The 21,789-nt window shown below is 38.4% G+C and carries 12 protein-coding genes and 1 tRNA gene; 4 read left to right on the top strand and 9 right to left on the bottom strand.

Annotation, left to right across the window (positions count from 1 at the left end):
- Positions 1-30 precede the first annotated feature (30 nt).
- A complete protein-coding gene (locus FHT21_RS06250) occupies positions 31-624 on the bottom strand; it encodes an HD domain-containing protein (protein WP_167293870.1) in 594 nt (197 codons plus the stop codon).
- Positions 625-910: 286 nt separating this feature from the next.
- On the opposite strand from FHT21_RS06250, the gene FHT21_RS06245 reads away from it, so the two are divergent.
- Positions 911-1,618 carry a hypothetical protein gene (locus FHT21_RS06245; RefSeq protein ID WP_167293869.1) on the top strand — a complete coding sequence of 236 codons (708 nt, stop codon included), beginning with the start codon at positions 911-913 and terminating at the stop codon, positions 1,616-1,618.
- A gap of 170 nt (positions 1,619-1,788) precedes the next feature.
- Positions 1,789-3,726, top strand: a complete 1,938-nt coding sequence (locus tag FHT21_RS06240) for an LTA synthase family protein (RefSeq protein WP_167293868.1) — start codon at positions 1,789-1,791, stop codon at positions 3,724-3,726.
- 175 nt (positions 3,727-3,901) lie between these two features.
- Here FHT21_RS06240 and FHT21_RS06235 read toward each other — a convergent pair whose 3' ends face one another.
- Positions 3,902-4,693: a type II CAAX endopeptidase family protein gene (locus FHT21_RS06235; RefSeq protein ID WP_167293867.1), complete on the bottom strand. Its 792-nt coding sequence runs from the start codon at positions 4,691-4,693 to the stop codon at positions 3,902-3,904.
- 702 nt (positions 4,694-5,395) lie between these two features.
- Between FHT21_RS06235 and FHT21_RS06230 the strand changes: the two genes are divergently transcribed.
- Together FHT21_RS06230 and FHT21_RS06225 are read left to right on the top strand one after the other, a co-directional pair.
- Positions 5,396-6,019, top strand: coding sequence for a sensor histidine kinase (locus FHT21_RS06230; protein ID WP_167293866.1), 624 nt, complete (start codon positions 5,396-5,398; stop codon positions 6,017-6,019).
- The gene (locus FHT21_RS06225; protein WP_208398877.1) at positions 6,016-6,717 is read left to right on the top strand and encodes a LytTR family DNA-binding domain-containing protein; all 702 of its coding nucleotides are present in this window, start codon (positions 6,016-6,018) and stop codon (positions 6,715-6,717) included. The genes FHT21_RS06230 and FHT21_RS06225 overlap by 4 nt, the downstream gene beginning before the upstream one ends.
- Positions 6,718-6,801: 84 nt before the next feature.
- Here the strand turns inward: FHT21_RS06225 and FHT21_RS06220 are convergent, their stop codons facing one another.
- From FHT21_RS06220 to FHT21_RS06190, 7 genes are all read right to left on the bottom strand, one after another.
- Positions 6,802-7,878 (bottom strand): serine hydrolase domain-containing protein, encoded by a 1,077-nt coding sequence (locus FHT21_RS06220; protein ID WP_167293865.1) that lies wholly within the window; start codon positions 7,876-7,878, stop codon positions 6,802-6,804.
- Positions 7,879-8,235: 357 nt separating this feature from the next.
- Positions 8,236-8,308, bottom strand: a tRNA-Lys gene (locus tag FHT21_RS06215).
- Positions 8,309-8,828: 520 nt separating this feature from the next.
- Positions 8,829-10,670 carry a beta-galactosidase family protein gene (locus tag FHT21_RS06210; protein ID WP_243853882.1) on the bottom strand — a complete coding sequence of 614 codons (1,842 nt, stop codon included), beginning with the start codon at positions 10,668-10,670 and terminating at the stop codon, positions 8,829-8,831.
- 131 nt (positions 10,671-10,801) lie between these two features.
- The gene (locus tag FHT21_RS06205) at positions 10,802-12,325 is read right to left on the bottom strand and encodes a glycoside hydrolase (protein WP_167293864.1); all 1,524 of its coding nucleotides are present in this window, start codon (positions 12,323-12,325) and stop codon (positions 10,802-10,804) included.
- Between the two features lie 22 nt (positions 12,326-12,347).
- Positions 12,348-14,051, bottom strand: coding sequence for a RagB/SusD family nutrient uptake outer membrane protein (locus FHT21_RS06200; protein ID WP_167293863.1), 1,704 nt, complete (start codon positions 14,049-14,051; stop codon positions 12,348-12,350).
- Between the two features lie 5 nt (positions 14,052-14,056).
- Positions 14,057-17,242 (bottom strand): TonB-dependent receptor, encoded by a 3,186-nt coding sequence (locus FHT21_RS06195; RefSeq protein WP_167293862.1) that lies wholly within the window; start codon positions 17,240-17,242, stop codon positions 14,057-14,059.
- A 229-nt stretch (positions 17,243-17,471) separates the two neighbouring features.
- The gene (locus tag FHT21_RS06190; RefSeq protein ID WP_167293861.1) at positions 17,472-21,596 is read right to left on the bottom strand and encodes a two-component regulator propeller domain-containing protein; all 4,125 of its coding nucleotides are present in this window, start codon (positions 21,594-21,596) and stop codon (positions 17,472-17,474) included.
- Positions 21,597-21,789: the final 193 nt, after the last annotated feature.

Genomic DNA, 21,789 nt, shown 5'->3' with positions numbered 1-21,789 from the left:
CCGAAAGTTAAACATCTGGTTTTAATTAAATCAGGTAAAACGCTGGATAAGCTTTTCTATATTCCGGTCTTTTTTCTTTTGCAGAAACTGCTTGCCATAATCGGTAAAATATTGGTGGCCTATAAGCATTTTGATATTAATAGCATCCCATTCCCTATGGCTGTAAGCCAAATTAATATTTTCTTCCCACTCCCGTTTCAACCTTACAGCAAAATCGGTATAAGCTGGCAATGCAAAATGATAGAAATCAGCATCGCATATTATTTTTTCTAAATTATTGTGGGGCAATTGAGGATATTTAGTAGCTAAAATACAGTTTTTAACCTGTTCTACATCCAAACTACTTAAACCATTCGTGTTTAAGAAAGTGCCGGCCATTTCGGCACTGATAGCTTCATGGCCTATATATTGCCGGGTGTAACCAATATCATGTAAATAGGCAGCCAAAGTAAGTACCAACATTTCGTGTTCGCTTACAGCACTGTGCACCCCAATTATTTTCACCCCTTCTACTACCAGCAAGGTATGTTCGAAATTATGAAAATACATGTGCCCAGGAAGCTCATTTTCTAAAAGCTCCTGAACATAATCTGATACCCGACTGATCAATATTTCCTCTTCCACTTACAAAAAATAGATACAACAATATTATAGGTCAAATCTGAAGAAAAACTGTAGCATCTTTTTTTCCTGTTCGAAATTTTCTCTTTTTCTATCAAGTGTTCAGATTAGGTTGCAACTATAAATTTTAAGACAAATCCAAATCAGTTTGACAGCGGTAAACCAGTTTATAAGCGGTTCGTGGCGGCATGAACCACGGCTTTCGATCAACTTCAGAATTGCTACAGAATTGAAGCTTATATTTAAGATCAATCACTAACCAAATCTGATATCCTTAAAATCAAACAAAATGACTAAACTTTACCAAACTACAAGCGCACTATTCATGCTAGTGCTTTTTATCGGCTGCACAAAAAAAGAAGTAGCTACCGATACCAAATTGAGCTACAGTTTTAGCGCTAGCAATTTAAATGCTTCGTTAAGTAGCAATGCAAGTGCTAGTGGTGCTGTGGTAGCTGCTGGTACAAACGGAAGCATAAACTGGGCTACCGCAAGTGTTAATGTTGCCAAAATCGAATTTAGTGCAACCAAATCAGGTAGTGGGGCAATCAATCTCGAAACTAAAAACCTTTACCTGGTTAATGCCTTAAAACCCGATTCTTTATCTGGCACCGTTAATATAGCTTCGGGTGTGTACGAGAACAACCAATTTAATCTAACCTTGGCCAGTTCATTAACCAACCCGCCTTTGTTATTAACCGGAACATATATTGAAGCTTCGGGAACAAAAATTCCGGTAAGGTTCGAAATGAACCAGGCGCAAGTGGTTAAACTTGAAGCGAAGCGAGTGGAAGTTACTGCCGGAACTTACGTGGCTAAAGTTAAGGTACAACTTAATGCCCTGGTAACTGGCCTAACCGCGAGCGATTTCGGACAAACCACACGAACCGGAACAAATAACATGATTATTGTTTCGAGTACCATTAATAAGGCATTATATGAAAAATTGGTTGCCCGCTTTACTTCAACATTGAGTGTTGATTTTTCGAAGCAATAACAATACAGGGTTAGCCAAATATTAATGAATTGCTAATTTAACGCATTAATACTAATTTCATTTTGCCAACCAATATTCAGAATTCCTTCAGAATTGAAAACTTACATTTGCTCTTTGCAAAAAACTAAGGTCTTGCAGATAATTTTCAACTGTTGGAATAGTCCCCTATTATGAGCATTAAAGAAAAAACAAGTAAACTATTAGAAAACAGGTTCGGTCCTGTTTTTCTGGCTACGTTGTTATTATGTAGCATTTCGTTATTAACCCGCATTACACTATTGATTTATAGTGCGGCTTCTTTCGATTGGTCTATTTTAAACCTCTTAAAAGTTTTGCTCATCGGTCTGTTTTACGATCTGGCTGCGGCCTCTTTTGCTATTATACCGCTGGTTATTTACCTGTGGCTATTCCCAGCCAAAGGTTATACAGGCAAAACAAGCAGGGTATTACTGTTTATCTATTTTTTCGTTGTTATTTTAACGCTCATTTTCAATGCCGTTTCCGAATGGTTCTTTTGGGAAGAATTCTCTGTACGTTATAACTTTATTGCTGTCGATTATCTGGTATACACAACCGAAGTGATCGGAAATATCCGCCAATCGTATCCCATTAATACCATTTTAGCTGTCCTGGTTATTTTAACCGCGGGTGTTGTTTATCTCTTAAGAAACTTAATTACAGTATCTACGTACCAGCAGACACGATTTGGCAGAAGAACCAAAATTGCACTCATTTTGCTGTGTCTGCCCGTATTTACTTATTTCTGTGTAAGCCACAAGTGGAAAAACAACAGCAGCAACCAATATGTAAACGAACTTTCGGGCAATGGCATGTACGAGTTTGGCTATGCTTTTTGGCATAATCAGCTCGATTATGATGCCTTTTACAAAACGCTGCCAATTAAAAACGCTGCCAATATTATTCAGCACCTACTCCCGGCAGATCCTATTGCGAGAACCGATATCAGTACCTCCAGAATGATCAATAATCCCGGAGCTGAAAACAAGATGAATGTAGTATTGATTAGTGTAGAAAGCTTAAGCGCTGAGTTTCTAGGTACTTTTGGCAATACACAACACATTACCCCACAACTCGATTCGCTGGCAAAAAAAGGTTTGCTCTTTAATAATTTATACGCTTCCGGAACGCGTACCGTAAGGGGCCTTGAAGCACTTTCGCTTTGCATCCCGCCTACCCCCGGACAATCGATCGTTAAACGTCCTGATAATAAAAACCTGTTCACCTTAGGTAGCATATTTCGCTCCAAAGGATACAACAGCCGGTTTATTTATGGTGGCTACGGCTATTTCGATAATATGAACGAGTTCTTTTCTAACAACGGTTACCAGGTAACAGATAGAAGTGCACTTCAGGATTCAGAAATCCATTATTCAAACATCTGGGGCGTTGCCGATGAAGATCTATTTACACTTTCGTTACGCGAACTGGATAAAGATTATAAAGACAAGAAACCTTTTTTCGCACAGATTATGACAGTTTCGAACCACCGTCCTTATACTTATCCTGAAGGTAGAATTGATATTCCCTCGCACACAGGTAGAGAGGGTGCAGTTAAATACACCGATTACGCTATTGGCAAATTTATACGCGAAGCAAAGCAGAAGCCTTGGTTTGCTAATACGTTATTCGTAATTGTAGCTGATCATTGCGCTTCTAGTGCAGGTAAAGTTGAGTTACCGGTTGATAAATACCATATCCCGATGATTTTTTATAGCCCGGGACACATTGTACCCGGCAAATTCGAGAAGCTCACTGCACAGATTGATATCGGCCCCACCATTTTGGGTTATCTGAATTTTAGTTACAATAGTAAGTTTTTTGGTCAGGATGTGTTTAAGATGAAAGATAGTGAAGAAAGGGCATTTATAAGCACATACCAGAGTTTAGGCTACATTAAAAATAACAAGCTGGTTATTCTCGATCCAAATAAAAAAGCGACCACATACAAGCCCGATTTTACTACCGGAAGTGCTGTAGCCATACCCGCAGACCAGAAATTGATTAATGAAGCTATATCAAATTACCAAATGGCTTCGTACCTCTACCAAAATGGTTTGTACGGTTTTGACTCTAAAAAGAAACCCTAATAAATTTACCCATGAGCATAAATATTGGGGTTGCTGATTTGAAAAGAGATAAAAGCAAAATCGATGAGTATAGATCAACTTGCCGAGCAAATAAGTGTTAGCAAATACTGCTGAGTATCGGCCTTGATAGATACCAATATAAATTATGAAATGTTATATGGTTAATTTGCCGTCATCAATAAGCTCTGTTTTGTCCTAGGGGCTTTTTGATTTTCCAAATGACAATAATGGTTATCACTATCACTAGGAAATAAGGGAAAGATACATTGAACATATTATAGGTGGCATGGCTGTTGTTGAAGGTGACCAAAGCAGAGCTTTTCCCTCCTGCAGTTCGTGGAATAAGCTCCTGTGCGTAGTTCCATCCCAAATGGATTCCGATGGGGAACATCAAATTTTTAGTTTTGATATAGGCCAAACCAAAGAGCACCGAGCCGGCCCCGGTAGACAACATAACCAGGATAATATCATCCGTCGCCATCCCCTTATTAATGTGCATTAATCCAAATGGGATAGCGATTAGTAATTGTGCAAGCCACGGGCGATATTTTGATAAAAGCTCTTGGAACGGATAGCCTCTGAAAACAAATTCCTGAACAAATGCCGACCACAGGCACATCAGAAAAGTAACCATCAACAAAATTGGATCGATATGACTGTTCAGTTTCCAGTTGTCTTTCGTGAGTAAGACGGTTAAAATAAAAGTAACGATCAGCATTACGACCCCAATACCAAGCCCCTTAAAAAAATCAGCTGTTGTTCGCTTATCTCGTGGCCAGAAACCTAAGGTAGATAGGGACTTGTTTTCTAACTTAAGCAATATCCAGCTCATTATTAGTGCAATAATAAAAAAGAAAATGAAATCGTTGAGCACTGGAACAGCTCCTGCAATAACTGTTGCTAGAAACATGAATAGGAAATAACATACTACTTTAAGCCATGGTGGCAGATTTGCAATCATTTTCATAATTGTGATTTTTATATAAATAGCCTAATTTTAATTTTCCCCTGCAACTTTAATCGACAGAATAGGAAAAAATCAATATTAAAGTCTGTTTTTAAGCAATAAAGTAAGGATTGCCTAAAGAAAAATCACTCATTGGGCAATGACAGGGTTTAGTTGGTGAATTTGGCCCGTTGGTCGTTAATATTTGCGCTAGTGTAAAGAATAACAGATATTTAACACATGCAGACCTTTAAGCTCATTGAAAAAATATATGCTAGGCCAACCATCAGGATAAGCTTACACCTTCTCTTTTGGGCTGTGCTTTTTGTGATAAAACTCTATCTTACAAATGTTTCATTCAATGTATATAAATCCTTCCCATTAGCGGCATATCTACTTCTAACCTTAATTAGCACCATTGTTCTAGCTACATTTTATTACGTCGCGGTATACGGAATATTGCCGATATTACACAAAAGGCGTTATGCAATCGGGATTACTTATCTGCTTGTTGCATTGGTTTGCTATACGGTACTGGATTCTTACCTTGAAATATTAATAATAAACACGTGTGAGGGATGCAAAGGGATACTGAACCACGAGAATGCAGCCTATGCAGCTTATTTGGAAAGGGGGCTTATCAATATAATACTGACCAGACTTTTAGGCTTGGGTACCCCCATCTTACTCTTGTTTGCACTATGCATTCCATTCAGTATCAAAATGGCTATTCAGTCCTTTAGAAGCCACATTCGGACCTTGGAACTGGCCAAAGAAAATCTGCAACTTGAGTTCAACTTCTTAAAGGCACAGTTAAATCCACATTTTCTGTTCAATGCCATGAACAATATCTATGGGCTCATTCTTAGCGGTGATAAAGAGAAATCGGCAGGATTGGTATCGAGGCTTTCTGAGTTGTTGCGTTATACCCTGTATGATTCCAACGAAGACTTGATGCCAATAGAAAAAGAACTGAAACTGATAAGCGATTATATCGAGCTGGAGAAGGTAAGACTGAATGACACCAAGGTGAATTTTAAATGGCAACTGGACCATAATGATTATCACATCGCCCCTTTATTGTTAATGCCGTTAATTGATAATGCTTTTAAATATAATAATGATGAAGAGGGTTCGTATATTGACATTTTTTTGGATGTACTACAAGGACGGTTCAGATTTACCATTGAGAACGGTATAGGCGAAGGACAAAAAGGGCGTACAGTTGGTGGTATAGGCATTAACAACCTGAAAAAGAGATTGGAACTTTATTACAAGAATAATCATTGGTATGAAACTTCAGTTTTAGATGGGGTTTACGCTGTAAATTTAACTATCCAGCTATGATCAAACTAAATTGTCTTATTGTGGATGATGAGCCCATTGCAAGAAAATTGCTGGAGGGGTATATAGAGAGAATCCCAGAGGTATCGCTTATCAAAAAATGCAAGAACGCAACCGAAGCCTATGAAGCTTTGCATGAAACGCCCATTGATCTCATTTTCTTGGATATTGCAATGCCAACCATTACAGGAACAGAATTTTTAAGGTCATTGCGCCGGGCACCCCTTGTTATTTTTACCACCGCTTTTGCCAATTTTGCAGTAGAAGGCTTTGAACTGAACTCTGTAGACTATCTGTTGAAGCCCATTACATTTGAGCGGTTTTACCAGGCTGTACAGAAAGCAATAGATCGAAAAACACCACTTCATTCCCAACCGATACCAGATACTCCTGATTACATTTTTGTTAAACAGGATTCGAAGTTGGTACGTATTAACCATATTGATATTGAATTTATCCATGCAGAAAAAGATTTCTGCTGGATTTTCTGCTCGGGTGGTACTAAATACTTTGTTTCCAAGCACCTGAAGATGTTTGAAGAAATATTGCCACTTAACAAATTCCTGCGTGTTCACCGCTCCTATTTGGTTAACCTTTCCAAAATCAAAACATTAAAAGGAAATACTTTAACATTAGGCACAGAAGAAATCCCGATAGGTGCAAACTATAGACAGCTATTGATGGAAAAACTAAGACTATAATATTGGGTTGACGAATCTATTCCTTTTCCCGCATAACTTTTTAATGCTTTGATGGGCGTGGTTTTGGGGCTTAATCTCTTGTATCTATTTGATTTCTTTAACGACTTTATATATACCGCTTGCCACTCTATAAAGTCCGACTCCGGCCGAGTCGTCCTTTTGGTTTGAAAGAATAACAATTTCGATTTGGCTTAGCGGATAGATGAGGCAGAAACTGCGAAAGCCATTTGTTCCCCCATCAACTCTAAGGTACTGGTCCCAGTTCCAAGTCTTTCCGATCTCCCATTGGAAGGCATGCGCACCGTTATCGATGTCTCCCGAAATGATCCGGTGGCTTAGTTTGAGCGCAGGATTGTTCTCTACGTTCTGGTACTTAAGGTATTTGAGCATATCGCTTACCGAAGAGTGAAGGCTTCCTGCTCCTGGGAGAGTACCTGGCATATTTCCAACCGCTTCTCTATCTGCACCGTAGCCGCTAAGTTGCCCGTTAGCATACTTTACACTGTAGTTAAGAGCAGTTCGTACCATGCCCAAGGGAGAAGTAATATACTGGCTGATGAGCTGATAATAGGTCTTTTGATAAATATTTTCCAAAATGAGGCCAAGCAGCTGGTAGCCCACATTTGAATAAGCGTAACGGAAAGATTTTAAGGAATCGAGCTTTACCTGATGAAGAGAATCCAGAAAAGTAGGTGTTTCTATTGGCTTACCGGATACATTACCAAAACTGTTGGGAAACTGGGCAGTATGCGCCAATAGATAGCCAATTTTTACCGAACCGCCGTTTTTATACTGGAGATTTGGAAAATTGCCTGGTAGGAATTTACGGATATCATCATTTAGAGACATTTTCCCTTCCGTAATCGCATGAGCGATAAGTAATCCTGTAAAGGTCTTGGTGATCGAACCGATCTCATAGATGGAGTTGCTGCTGGGGAGTTTTTTAGATCCCGGCGCCGTTTCGCCATAATTGTAGGTATAGGATTTTCCATTATAATTTACCCCGATCGAAATGCCTACCCGCTTCCCCTCCTTCATGTATGCGGCCATTAGTTTAGCCACCGCAGAGTCGATTGGCGATCTCATTGGATTGTCGCTGCTTTGTGCAAAACAACAAACACTTATTAATAGAAAACAGATCAATAAGGCTATATTTTTCATAACACACCTCAATATACGAAATATTTCGTATATACAAAATTATTTGATTTATGTATAGGTTTTATAGGCTGGACTTTTTAAAAAGCTTGATATTTTTGTTTCTAGGTGGATCTTCTGAAAAGGATTAGCCAGGTGTAATTTTTGGCAATTCCCTAAAAGCAAAAACCTTGCTAATCGTGTGATTGCAGGGTTTTATACATTTTGATAGTCTTTGGTGTGATCCCGCTGGGATTGGCTCAGTCGCTTTAGGCCCGAACGCATTGCTTGAGCCTTCCAGAATCGAACCCGGCCTCCCCTTCTGTTCGAACCCCAGCGGGCATAAAACAAGAAAACCTCACATTTCTGTGAGGTTTTCTGTGATCCCGCTGGGATTCGAACCCAGGACCACTACATTAAAAGTGTAATGCTCTACCAGCTGAGCTACGGAATCATTTTCTCCCTTTCGAGGCTGCGAAGTTAGGAATTAAATTCATTCTTGCAAAGAATAAAGGCAATCTATTTAATAAAAACTTAACATTAACGAAATAAAAAACAGTTAAATATTTATAATTCATATGGTTAAGCACCATAAAAAAAACACCTTTTTTCTTTCTCTTCGGCTGCTTCGTTGCGAAAATGGATAAATAAGATAAAAAGCCTTCTTGTGGTCATTACGATATTATTTCTGGCCATTATAAATGATATCTTGCAACAAATGTTTGTTCCCCTATTTAAAACCAATGTCTACTAAAAAATCTATTTTTATAGTAGTTTCTAGTTAAGTAAAAATTATTAATCAGAACAACCCCTTAATTTTTCACTGCTCAAATAAGTGGTCAACAGTTGAAGATAGCGCAGCAATAGCCATTATGCACCTGGTTCACATAATGGCTATTGTTAGATTGAAATTTTATTTTTTCAAGCCCTGTAATTAATATTGCTGATGCATTGACCAGAAGAAAATCAAGATATTATTTACCTTTCAACTCATTTAAAATGGTTTTATCTAAACTGGTTAATATATTCTGCTTAGGTTTAAGCAGTTCGAAAACTACAATTTCATTCTTTCCCTTTTTAAGCCATTCTGCTGGCAAATAAATGGTCTGTTGTGGTCCAATACCCCAGTATTTACCTAAATTATGTCCGTTAACCCAAACCAGTCCTTTCCCCCATTGGCGCATATCTAAGTAAGTATCGGCAACTTTTGTTAAATTAAATGAGGCCGATTTTAGCACTGCTGCCGATTGACTTGTTACTTTAGCAGGTATTTTTTGGGTATCTATTTTATCAAATGGCAAAGGGTACATTTTCCACGATTTAATCTCCTTACCATTAAAAGTTACATTTTTAGTAATCCCTTTGTTATTTTTAAGCAGGTAAGGCCCAAAATTGATCCTCCCCATGTTTTCTACCAAAATATCCAATTGTACGTTGCCTGCAGGAAGATTGACCATTAAACTATCCTGATAAAGTCTTCTATCTAAAACACCTGCAAGTTTTTTATTGATATACACCAATCCGTAATCGCGCAGCTCATTGATTTTAATTACACCTTTACGTCCTCCTTTTATGGTACTGCTATAGCGTACAAAACCATAAGGTTGGTTAAGGGCTTCGAAGGTTAATGGTTTTTCACTTAATTTTGGCTTGCCAACCAAGTTAAAAATATCGGTTGATTTGGTAAAGGTGATTACAGGCAATGCCGCAGCAGGTTTGGCAGCCGGTACTTCCGGAAGTGTCTGGTTTGCAGGCAAATTCTTTTTAATCGCTTCGCGGAAAAGCATAAATTTTGCCGTTGCATTACCCGCTTCATTTAAGGGCGCGTCATAATCATAACTACTAATCTGTGGTTCGTAGGCTGTAGAATCGTTATAATTTGCCCCATTCATGAAACCTCTTGTTGTACCGCCATGAAACATATACATGTTAATAGAAACCCCTCCTTTGAGTACAGTATCTAGTTTATTGGCGTACGTTTTTGGATCTACCTCATGGTGTTTTGTACCCCACCAATCGAACCAGGCCGGATACCATTCTGGCACAAAATAAGGTCCGGTACCATTGTTATATTTATTGATCAGTGTTCTGATCTGAGCAGGATTATCAATACCGTTAACTCCAGGAAGCAAGCCCGCTAAATGTCCACCCGCTAATGCCGGAACCGGATCGCAGGTAGAAAGTACACCATCAAAACCGGCATCTTTAAAGAGCTGGGCATTGATCTTCAAATATTCCTTATCATTTCCGTAAGAACCATACTCGTTTTCTACCTGTACCATTAAGATGTTACCACCATGGTTAATTTGTAATGGCGCTAAACGTTTACCAATCTCTGTAAGGTATTCTTTATATTCTTTTAAATATTGTGCTTCTTTACTCCTCACCTGTAAGCCTTTAATATTCTGTAACCAAAATGGATAACCACCAAATTCCCATTCGGCACATACGTACGGACTAGGGCGAAGCAATACCCATAAGCCTTCTTCTTTTGCAATACGTACAAATTCGGCAATATCATTATTACCAGAAAAATCAAACTGATCTTTCTGCGGTTCGTGCACATTCCAAAACACATAGGTACCAATGGTATTCAAGCCCATGGCTTTAGCCATTTTCATTCTATCGCGCCAGGCTTCTCTTGGTATACGGGGGTAATGCATTTCTCCTGAAATGATCTGAAAGGGTTTATTATCGAGCAGAAAAACGGAGTCTGCGAGTTTAAAAGTATGCTTAACCTGTGCAAACGCACCAAAGCTGGCAAAACAAGTAATTAAAATTACTTTAATCATTACGTGTTTAAGGGTAGATTTCATTTAAGATGTATTAAGTATTTAAAAAATCGAAAGCATAGTTTTGCCATATCGATTTGTAAAATGCTTTTCAGCACAAAACAAAATGATTGGTATAAAAAAATAGGGCGCTTTATAATTCCTGACTAAGAAAATTAATTACTGAGTATGGTGGTTATAGATTTAGCAGGAACACGAACACGTTTCGTATCCTGATATTGTTTGTAGGGCGACAAACTGTATTCGGCTGAAGTAACATAGGTTTGTACAAAACTTTGCTTATTCCCTTTTACATCAATATCCAGATCGAGATCGTTTTCTGTAGGATTAACGGCTACCGTTACGAGTTTTTTATTTTGCAAGTAAGATGACACATACACCTGTGGCACTTTTTCTTCAATTGTTTTAACCTGAAGCCGTTTACTGCCAGCACCAATAAAACGGCTATAATTACCTAAAGCCCATAACAATTTACTATCATACACCTGCCCATCTGTTTTGTTTTTATCAATATAAACTAGCCCATCTTTATAATCGCCTGCCGATACGGCTAACCACCACTGCCATGATGTAGCATTTGATAAAACGAGATCGTGGTGGATCAACTTTGCAATAAAAAGGGCGGTTACCATACCCAAATCACGTTTTTCGCCTTTAAGCACATCATCTCCAAGTACACAATATTCAGACATCCAATACCTTAAACCTTGTATCTGGGCTACTGCTTCCGCTGTTTTTTTACGAGTATTAATAAATTTTTGTTCAGGACTTGTTGTAAAATAGCTATGACCAGAAATAGACTGATCTATATTAGAAAGGTTGCCAACATAATTCGGAGATGAAGCATTAAAGAATTGATATACCTGATTTCCCTTTGTGGCATTTCCATTATCATATAAATAATCGAGTTGACCAGCCTCTCCTACTTGTATTTTGGTTTTAACCTGATTTTTAACAAAAGCCTCATTAACACCCCTATAAAGTTGAGCAAGTTCGGTATTGTTATATGGGCAACCTTCCTGGTTGTGTTCATTCCATTTCCACTGTGGCTCGTTTGCAGGGCTAAGGTAATTTAGTTCTATTCCGGTTGTTTTTTCTATTCCTTTTATGGTAGTAACAAGGTATTCAGTAAATTGGGGCAGTTTATCAAAATTCAGGTTGCAGTTACCATCTGTGGAATAGGCTTTTCCATTTTTGGTAAAAAGCACATGCGGGCTGTTTACAAAGCCGATAAACTGTTTTACGCCGCGGGTTTTAGCAGCCTTTAAAAACCAGGTCTGCCCGGGCATCGCACTCCAATCATAACGACCATCTGGTTGCAGAAAAGCGTATTGACGACGCCATTCGTCGCCAATATCGCTTGCCTTACCTTGGGCGGCACTGCCGCCACCAATACTGAAACGCCACATGTTAAGGCCAATACCTAGGGGCTGACCCGTTTTTGTAGTTTGGGTACTAAAAAGCAAATCAGCCATCTTCTCCTTTTTCTCTGCAGGCCATAATCCGGCAAATTGACAAGTCCATGCATCAGAGGCACCAAAGCCTTCTATCGTTTGGAATGTGATTGCCGGATCGATCTCTATCTTTACAACAGCCTCTTGTGCAAGGGCTGTTTGGCCATAGAAAAACATGGCCAGGCAAATAAAAAAACGGTCAAGATGTTGATATGGCTTTATCATGCAAAAACTTAATTTTTATTTATTAATAACCAGGGTTTTGCTGCAATTTACCACCTGATGCTAAAATTTCGGCTCTAGGTATAGGTAACCAATAGTGTTTGGTTTCAAATTTTCGCCCATCTAAAGCAACTTTAGGCGTGTAGGTAAACCCAGTGCCTGTTTTGGTAATAATCATTCCACCAGCAGGTTTGTTTTCCGTTACATCGGCAATTTTCCATCTTCTTACATCATAAAAACGATGCTCTTCGAAAGCAAGTTCTACCCTACGTTCATAACGGACTGCATCGCGCATTTGTGCCTGTGTAAGCCCAACAGCCAATTCAGGCATATTAACACCTGGCCTTGCCCTTACCATATTTATGGCTTGTCTGGCCGACATTGTCGATCCGGCAGGAACAGCGTCAGGCCCATAAGCTTCATTCGCAGCTTCAGCATAGTTAAGCAAAATTTCTGCATATCTAAAATAGATCCATGGCTGAAAACCTGCGTTGCCCCAAGGGTTTTGCAATGGATAAGCATCATTCATGAATTTTTTAAGGTAATATCCGGTTTTTGTGGTGTTCCAATTGTCACTTCCGTCTTTACTGTCTTTTCCTCCGGGAATAAAGGTTTCTACATTACGCTCGCGGTATGCTGCTCCATTGTATAAAATGGTCGCTGCAAAACGCGGATCACGGCCTTTGTAAGGTTCATTACTGTCATAACCAGAAGTAGGATCTGTAATCGGTTTCCCATTGGCCATTTCGTAATCATCTACCAGGTTCTGCATTGGCAAATTGCCGCCCCAACCGCCATAACCGTTTGGTCCGTTTGCAATTTCTAAATGGGTATGGTTGGCATTTTTGGTAAACAATCTTGCAAAAATAACTTCATTGCTTTGGTCAGTTAAAAACAAGTTTGCATATCCACCAGTATATATTCCATATTTATTTAAAGAAATAACGGCCTGAGCTGCAGTAACAGCCGCCTGCCAGGTACCAGCATTATACAATGGACTTGCTGCATATAACAATAAGCGCGATTTAAGTGCCAGTGCCGCACCCTTAGTTGCCCTACCAATTAGCCAGTTATTACTATTATCTAAAGGTAAATCTGCCGCAGCCTGGTCTAGCTGTGCTGCTACATAATCTATAGATTCTTTAATCGAGGCACGTTGAAACAGTGCCGGATCCTGCAGGTTATCTGAAAGTTCGGTTATCTTATCGCCCATCAAAACGATGCCACCATAGTTTCTGATCAAATCCTGATAACGGAAAGCCCTTATAAATTTAAGTTCTGCTATTAACTTCTTTTTATGCGACTCGCTCATTGCAATCTTAGACAGCACGCCCAGTGCGTAATTACACTCTCTAATCCCCCGATAACTCCTGCCCCAATATACACCGGCGCTACCCAGGTTTTCTGGAGCCAGCTGTCCTCTTTGGATCAACCAGGTTGCATCATCATTATTATAAATAGATTCATCTGTAAAAGAGCTCCACATGCTATATTCAAAACCTCTACCAAAACCTGGGGCAGATCCATCAGCTTCTTTATCCTGCAAACGTGTACCAAGATAGCGGTTGGTTATATAAGCCTCTAATGCGGTTGTATCGGTTTCTATAGTAGCAGGCGAAAGAATATCGGTTGGTTCTACATTTAGAATGTCTTTTTTACAGCCTGTAATGCATATTGCAACCAAAAATAGGTACAAGAATGATATTTTATATATTGATTTGATTTTCATGACGTTTAAAATTTAATATTGGCGCCCAAGTTAATAATGCGTTGCTGCGGATAAAACTGTCCGCTACCGCTGGTTCCTTCAGGATCGTAATCCTTTACTTTAGAAATCGTAAATAAGTTAAAGGCACTGGCATAAATCCTTAATCCCGATACATTTATGCGTTCTAAGAAACTGGCCTTAATGTTATAGGCAAGTTCTACATTTTTAAGTCTTAAAAATGAGGCATCATTTAACCAGAAAGTATTATTAAACTGCCCACCACTAATGGCATTTGAAGCCCGATCGGTTACCCTTGGGTAAGTTCCGTTCGGGTTTGCAGCACTAAACCTGTTATCGGCCCAGCTGCTGTAAAAGTTACCAATGCTTCCTGATTCTGGCAGAACATATTGGCTTACCTGGGTTTGTCCGGCTAATACCATTGATAAATCAAAGTTTTTATAAGAAGCACCAAGTGTAAATCCATAAGTAATTTGAGGGATGTTACTATACGGCGTTCTGGTTTGGTCATCGGCAGTTATTTTGCCATCATTATTGTAATCAAGATATTTAAGATCGCCAACTTTAGCACCACTAACATGTGGGTAAGCATCTAACTCCTGTTGTGTTCTAAATATGCCAATGGCATTGTAAAGCAGATCAACATTTAATGGTCTGCCTGTTTTGCGTTGATAATCTGGCGTACCGCTAGCTTCATCGATAAATATCACTTTACTTTTAGCATAAGTAAAGTTTCCCGATGCATTCCATTTAAAGTTTTCGCCGTTGTGGTTATAACCTAAAGTAGCTTCGAAACCATTACTGTTCACCTTTCCAATATTCTCTGAAGGTACTAACGGCGTATAGTTCACACTCTTATCATCAAATGGATTTACAATACCTGAAGAACCAGGCAATGAGGCATTACGGGTGGTTAAGATATCAGATCTTTTTTGCTGAAAATAAATGGCCTCAATGCTAAAGTTTTTAAACAAAGTGGCATTGATACCAATATCAAGCTTTTTTGCCACTTCCCAAGTGATGTTTGGATTTGCAAGCTTTACCAGGTTTACGCCTGGTTGTATGGATGATGATGCAGCTCCCGGACTTTGGGCCACAAACCCGTTCCCAACCAGTACATAGTTATCAAAATACTGGAACCCTTTTACGTTATCGTTACCTAATGCTCCGTATGAGGCTCTGATTTTTAGATTATCAACAAATTTAACATTATCGCTAAACCATTTTTCTTTTGACATCACCCATCCTGCAGATGCAGAAGGAAAATAGCCAAATCGCTTACCCTCCGGAAATATAGATGAACCATCGATACGTAACTGTCCTTCAAATAAATATTTATCATCATAACTGTAAGCCAAACGGCTGATTACACTTTTACGGTTATAGTTTGAGCTATAGCCCGAGTTCAGATAATCGGTAGCCGCCGCACCTCCCTGTGAAAGTTCGGGCAAATTGGTAGATAAGAAATTAAAGCGTTGTGCATCGAAATATTCTAAATGATTTTCACTTTGTTCGTACCCTACAAAAGCGTTTATATCATGTAAATTAAAACGACGTGCATAATTTAGTTTGATATTCGAAGTAAGTAACGATTCGTTTTGGTGTTTTTCGATTAATGTCGCTTTTTGATTGTTACCACCTGTAATCACGCTATTATAGGTTTTAGATGTTGGATCGTACTGGTACAGCAGATATGGTTTGTTGAAGCTTTTGGTAAATACATTAGATTTATCAGCAGAAAAGAAACCATCAACAGAAAGGCCTTCTACGCCAGGAATAATAAAAGTAGCTCTTAAAATACCGTTTAAAACCTGAGTTGGAGATTTACTGGTTCCACCTATATCGGTAACCTGCACCGCAGGGTTGGCATTTTCTATACCTGTTGTAGGCAAACCATTTGGATAATAAGCAGATACAATAGGTTTTGCCCTATAAATAGATCTAAAAATATCGCCGGCTGCAACCTGAGGGAACAAACGATTTTCCTGTCTGCCGGATACCGATAAGCCAACTTTAAGATATTTGGAAACATTAGCGTCTACATTCGTGCGGAAATTGTATTGATTATATTTAGTTGCTCCATTTTTGTACAAGCCATCCTGAGAAACAGTTCCTAACGACATGTAATATTTCACATCTTGTCCGCCACCATTAATCGAAAGGCTATGTTGGCTTTGTAAAGCTGTTTTCTCTAAAGTTTGGTCGGTCCAATCGGTATTAGGATACAACAATGGATCGGAACCATTACGGAATTTTTCAATCTGATCTGCCGTATAAGATTGATTAAGACCTCCTGCAGGATTAGAATCGAAACTAATTTCGTTCATAATCTGTGCATAAGTTGCCGCATCAGCCATTTTAGGCAATCTTGTTGGCGAGCTAAAACCTTGGTTAAAACTATAATTGATAGTTGGTTTACCCGTTTTTCCTTTTTTAGTCGTCACCAAAATTACCCCATTGGCTGCTCTGTTACCGTAAATAGCTGCAGAGGCATCTTTTAATACCGAAATGCTTTCAATATCATTGGGATCTAAACGCTCTAGTCCGCCGATCTGCCCGGGAATTCCATCTACAACGATTAATACATTATTGCTACCGGTAGTAGCCAAACCCCTGATGGTAATGTTCGAACCATCGTAACCAGGCTCGCCACTCCTATTGTTAATTACTACCCCAGAAAACCGGCCAGCCAACGAATTGGATAAGTTCGGTTGCGGACTCTTCACCAAGTCAGCTCCCTTTACCTGCGATATTGATCCGGTAAGTGTTGCTTTCTTCTGTGTTCCGTAACCAACCACCACCAGTTCGTTTAATGTTTTGGTATCAGCCGAAAGCTGAACATTAATGGTTGTTCTATCTCCAACCGTTTGCTCCTGGATGGTATAGCCTACGTAAGAAAAAACAAGTACGTCTGTTGTGGCTGCTACACTGATACTAAATTTACCTTTTGCATCGGTTTGGACTGCTTTTTCAGTTCCCTTAATCTTAACCGCTACCCCCGGAAATGTAGCTCCGGTTTCGTTTGTTACGGTACCTGTTACCACAATCTCGCGCGCCAGTTTTATTTTTCCCGTCAATGCGGAAAAAGAAGAAGCGGTTACCGGTAAACTAATGGATAGGATAAATAGAAAAGCCAATGCTTTAATTTTAAAGAATTTTAAAGGCGAAAATTCCTTCAGATTTTTTTTTCTCATTTTGGTTTGCACATTAATATTTGGTTAGCAGGTCAGATCTATATCTGAGATAGCAAAAGTTCGCCATTAGATTTTATAGTTATAGAACTGCTTTGTAGAGGTCTAAATTAGCGCCAACAAACAATATTAAAAGGGTACAAACAATCCAAATTTGAGGGGTAAACAGACCTAATTAGGGCCTAAATGAGGTTTTAAGGCATATTAAAGAAAAACGCGCAGATAAATAGAGTTATGATTTATCTTTTTTGCCAGTTGAATTTAATTGGATATGATTAGAAAAGGGCTTCCTGAATTTTTTAATATACTGTGATGGATTCATGTTAAATAGTTTATAAAACTGCTCTCTAAAATATTTAGGATCGGTAATGGCTACCATATAAGAAGTTTCTTGAATGGTTTTATCTGTATTGATAAAAATTTCGGCCGCTTTCCTTAACCTGATGAAACGGATAAACCCATTGGCAGACTGGCCTGAAATGGATTTTATTTTGCGGTATAAATTAGATCTCGACATGCCCAGGGCGGTTGACAGGGTATCGATATTAAAATCAGGGTCGATAAGATGTTCTTCTACAATACGGATACAGTTATCTAAAAACTCTTTGTATTCTGCCGAGATTTTGGTGTTGTTTGAGTTAAGTGTAATTTCATTGTAAAAGTACCTTTGCAGTGCATTTTTACTCTTTAATATACTGGCAACCCTTGCCTTTAAAAAATCCTTATCAAAAGGTTTACTAATGTAATCGTCGGCGCCACCTTCTATTCCTTTAAGCTTAACCTCTGGTGCAGAAATAGCAGTAAGCAAAATAATCGGAATATGAGAGATGGAAACATCTTCTTTTATTTTACTGCATAGCTCTATACCCGTTATGCCGTCCATCATCACATCGCAGATTACGATATCGGGAAGTAGCTCTTTTGTCATTTCATAGCCCTTTTCGCCGTTGCTGGCTTCGTAAAGGTGATAATCCATTCTAAAAACCTGTTTAAGATATTCCCTTATTTCGATATTATCATCAATAATAAGCATGCTTTTTAATTCTATGGCGAGCTGGTTATCTACTATTTGCCCTTCAGCAGCCTCTACAATTTTATTAGCGCTTATCTCATCTTCTATCAATTCTTTAAACAATGAAGAGTCGGTATCGATTAATTCTTCCTGCAATATGATGGCCTCTTTAAAATGACTTACGCCTCTTAACAAAGCAATATTAAAGGTAGTACCCTTATTTTCTATACTGGTATAGTTAATCGTTCCTCCATGCATTTCGATAAAATTTTTAGCGAGGTATAACCCAATTCCAAAACCGCCCTTAGCTGATTTGTTACCAGGGTCTTGATAAAATTTCTCGTACAATTTTTCTCCTGCCATATCGGTGATACCACAGCCTGAATCTTCAATACTAATGATTACATTTTCCTTGCTGTTATCTACAAGCATCTTAACACGACCACCTTCTGGCGTAAATTTTATGGCATTAGAAAGCAGGTTAAAAAATACGATTTCAATTTTTTCCCGATCGGCATAAAAAGCAATCACCTCATCGGTACAGCTAAATTCGAGCGTTATATTTTTTGACCGGGCCTGGTGTATAAAGCAAAGGAATACCTCTTTGCACAAACTCACCAGATTTATCGGTGCCACTTTTAACTTTTCGCCATAAGTATCTGCTTTTCTAAACAACAACAACTGATCTACCAAACTTAAAAGCCGCTTGGCATTCCTGTATACAATATTTAAATCAGTAGTATCAACATTATTATCATTCTTATACAAAAGCTCTTTAACCGGATTGATAATTAAGGTAAGTGGTGTACGGAACTCGTGCGATACGTTGGTAAAAAACGATAGTTTCTTCTCACTAAGCTCTTTTTCTTTTTCACTTTCTATATGAGCCAGCTTAATCTGAAATTTTAAGTTAGACTGGTGCTCACGATATTTAAGATAGGCGTACACAACACCAAAGAAAGCCAAACCATAAAAACAAAAAGCCCACCAGGTGCGGTACCAAGGTGGCGTAATTATGATTTGCAGCGAATTTCCTTTCATATTCCAAACGCCATCGTTGTTTGATGCCCTTACCCTTAAGGTGTATTTACCAGGGTTTAAATTGGTATAGGTAACTTTATGTTCGCTGCCGCTATAATTCCATTTTTTATCGAAACCTTCGAGGAAATAAGCATACTGGTTTTTTTCTGAAAGTGTATAATTCAGGGCAACAAAACCAAAAGAAAGCACACTCTGATCGTAAGGCAAGGTGATACTTTTCGTCATATAAATAGGCAATTTTAAAGGAGAATCTTTGCCAGGAAGGATCAGCTTATTAAAAACCGAAAAATCAGAAAAGTAAACTGCAGGGGCTTCTTTATTGTATTTAAGTTGTTGTGGATTAAAGTAAACCAGGCCTTTATTGCCTGCCAGATAAATTTCTCCTTTTTTATTTTTACAGATGGCAGCATTGGCATAAACACCATCCTTTTCGTCATAATTTCTTACAGTTTTGGTTACAGGATCGAAAAGTGAAATACCTTGCTCGGTAGTTACCCATAGCTTGCCGCTATTATCTTCTACCAGATCGGTAAAAACATTGCTCGCAAAACCATTTTGTTTTGAATATATTTCGAAAGTATTTGTTTTAGCTACGTATTTATTCAATCCATCGCGGGTGCAGATCCAAACATTTTGATGCGAATCCAAGTAAAGACTGTTAACAATGTTATTGCTAATGCCACCCGTTTTAGAATTATTGATCATGTAATTGCTGAACTTTTTGGTTTTAGGATTAAAACGGCTTAGGCCGCTACCGTATGTTCCTATCCAGATATTGCCTTGCGCATCTTTCAAAAGGCAATATAAATGGTTATTACTTAGTGAACCCAAATTTTTAGGATCATTATAGTAATGCGTATAAGTCTTGGTTTTATCGTTATAGATTTTTAAGCCTGCATCTGTAGCTAAATAATATTCGCCATCGTTTACCTCTATCAGGTCTCTAAAAACATCTTCGTTAAAAAAACTACCAAGCGCCGAACGGTGGTGATGATGTATAAACTTATTCTCCTTTTCGTTGTACCAGTCAAATCCATTCTCACTCATTACCCATAATCGGCCTTTTAAATCAGCAGATAAGTTAATAATGTCGTTACTGGATAAACTGTTTGAGTTATTGGAGTGCGAAAGTCTGGTAATAGAGCGATTATTCGTATTATACTTATAAAGTCCCTTGTTGGTTCCTAGCCAAAAATTGTCACCATCACTAATCATCGATTTGATTTCCGTCTGTCCGAATGGAAGTGAAATAAAATTAAATTTATATTGGTTAAAATCAATTTTGCTGAGGCCATTTTTACCACAGAGCCATATCATTCCGGTCTTATCGCGGTATAAACCTCCGTTGGCAAAAAATTCGAGTTCATCTATTTTTTGCCATTTATTTAGCTTTGTGTTTACCCAGAATATTCCAGCGCTGCCACCTACCAATAGTTTTTCGGCACCTAAGCTTAAAACATTAAATACAGAAGCGTTACCTGTCCCTCCGCTTGCGTAGGTAGTAAACATTTCACTTTTCGGATCAAAGCGGAACAGATCACCTTTCCAATAGCATCCAATCCATATCATGCCATCGCGATCAATGCATAGGGTCCAGATATCGTTTGGATTTTTTTGATTGGCAATTTCCTTTTGTACGTAATTGGTAAAACGCTTTGTTTTTTGATCGAATTTATTCAGTCCCTTACTCCAATTACCCAACCACAAATTACCTGATGCATCCTCTGCAATAGCATTAACCGATTTTCCTTTAATGGCATACTGATTTTTTGCATCGGGTTGATAAACCTTAAAAGTTTTCGATTTTTTGTTAAAAAGGTTAAATCCATCATCGGTACCTACCCACAATTTATTTGTTTTATCGATCAGTATAGACCATACTTTGTTATTGCTTAGCGAAGTTCTGTCGTTTTCTTTATGGTAAAAACGTTCAAATTTTTCAGTAACCGGGTCGAACCTGTTTAAACCATTCATGGTACCCACCCAAAAGGTCCCATCGCTATCTTCTGCCATAGCATTAATGTAATTATTGGTTAAAGAGGTGCTATCTCCAGCAATATTTACATAAACTTTAAAGGAATATCCATCGTACTTACAAAGCCCATTTTCTGTACCTATCCATACAAAACCTCTTTTATCTTTTAAAGCAACGGTTGTATTTTTAGATGGAAGGCCATCGTTAATGCCATATGTTTTAAGCACATAATGTTCTGGAATAGCGGTTTTACCTACAACTTGCGCATTAACGCTGTTAAAGAACAGCCAGAATTGCACAATAAAACCAAATGCTTTAATAAATCGCATAATAAGGGGCAAGCCGATGGGGATAGCCGAATAAAAAATTAGTTTAGCGGGTGTAAATATACAATTTGTTAAACTATTGTTTTATCCAAACATATCAATCCACAATGCCTCTTATTCGAAAAAGATATACATCAGAAACAAAAAATGCGAGACTGATAAAAAATCAGCCCCGCATTCGCATTGTTCATATTAA

The sequence above is a fragment of the Pedobacter sp. SG908 genome, from assembly GCF_011759615.1.
GTDB classification, from domain to species: Bacteria; Bacteroidota; Bacteroidia; order Sphingobacteriales; family Sphingobacteriaceae; genus Pedobacter; species Pedobacter riviphilus.
This window is presented reverse-complemented; position numbering and strand designations above follow the sequence as displayed.

What these genes read in the sequence shown, in the direction of transcription:
- FHT21_RS06245 (WP_167293869.1), top strand. Translation starts at nt 911, where the DNA reads ATGACTAAACTTTACCAAACTACAAGCGCACTATTCATGCTAGTGCTT.
- FHT21_RS06240 (WP_167293868.1), top strand. Translation starts at nt 1,789, where the DNA reads ATGAGCATTAAAGAAAAAACAAGTAAACTATTAGAAAACAGGTTCGGT.
- FHT21_RS06235 (WP_167293867.1), bottom strand. Translation starts at nt 4,693, where the DNA reads ATGAAAATGATTGCAAATCTGCCACCATGGCTTAAAGTAGTATGTTAT.
- FHT21_RS06230 (WP_167293866.1), top strand. Translation starts at nt 5,396, where the DNA reads ATGGCTATTCAGTCCTTTAGAAGCCACATTCGGACCTTGGAACTGGCC.
- FHT21_RS06225 (WP_208398877.1), top strand. Translation starts at nt 6,016, where the DNA reads ATGATCAAACTAAATTGTCTTATTGTGGATGATGAGCCCATTGCAAGA.
- FHT21_RS06220 (WP_167293865.1), bottom strand. Translation starts at nt 7,878, where the DNA reads ATGAAAAATATAGCCTTATTGATCTGTTTTCTATTAATAAGTGTTTGT.
- FHT21_RS06210 (WP_243853882.1), bottom strand. Translation starts at nt 10,670, where the DNA reads ATGAAATCTACCCTTAAACACGTAATGATTAAAGTAATTTTAATTACT.
- FHT21_RS06205 (WP_167293864.1), bottom strand. Translation starts at nt 12,325, where the DNA reads ATGATAAAGCCATATCAACATCTTGACCGTTTTTTTATTTGCCTGGCC.
- FHT21_RS06200 (WP_167293863.1), bottom strand. Translation starts at nt 14,051, where the DNA reads ATGAAAATCAAATCAATATATAAAATATCATTCTTGTACCTATTTTTG.
- FHT21_RS06195 (WP_167293862.1), bottom strand. Translation starts at nt 17,242, where the DNA reads ATGAGAAAAAAAAATCTGAAGGAATTTTCGCCTTTAAAATTCTTTAAA.
- FHT21_RS06190 (WP_167293861.1), bottom strand. Translation starts at nt 21,596, where the DNA reads ATGCGATTTATTAAAGCATTTGGTTTTATTGTGCAATTCTGGCTGTTC.